Consider the following 555-nt stretch of genomic DNA (forward strand, 5'->3'; position numbering starts at 1 on the left):
AGGGCTTGCGCCACAGCACACCGGTGCCGTCGATTTCCTCGATTTCGGCGGTGATACCGTGCTTTTCGCGGTAGTCGGCCACGGCCTGCTCGCATGGTTTGAGCGCGTGGTAGTCGTCGATGATGCAGAAACCGCCGGAGGACAACCGCGGATACAACGCATCCAAGGCCTGCATCGTCGACTCGTACAAGTCACCATCGAGCCGCAACACCGAGATCTGCTCGATCGGCGCATCGGCCAACGTGTCCTTGAACCACCCCGGCAGAAAACGAACCTGATCGTCCAACAGACCGTAACGCTCGAAATTCGCCCGCACCTCAGTTTCCGGAACACCGAGCACTCTCGCATGCCGGTGCAACCGAATCCCTTTGTCCGCCTTGTAATTCACGGTGTCGGGTGGTGGCACACCCTCGAACGAATCACACAGCCAGACTTGCCGTTTCCAATCGCCGTAGACCGCCAGCACTCCGCGCATCAAGATGGACGCCCCACCGCGCCACACACCGCACTCGACCAGATCGCCCGGCACGTTGTCGGCCAGCACGGTCTCCACAC

At 61.1% G+C, this 555-nt stretch carries 1 protein-coding gene; it reads right to left on the reverse strand.

What is annotated here, in order from left to right:
- Positions 1 to 555 (reverse strand): TylF/MycF/NovP-related O-methyltransferase (locus FQ389_RS17560; protein ID WP_144208691.1); only part of this gene is annotated, 555 nt, incomplete at both ends.

This window comes from Mycobacterium tilburgii (assembly GCF_902168065.1).
GTDB classification, from domain to species: Bacteria; Actinomycetota; Actinomycetes; order Mycobacteriales; family Mycobacteriaceae; genus Mycobacterium; species Mycobacterium tilburgii.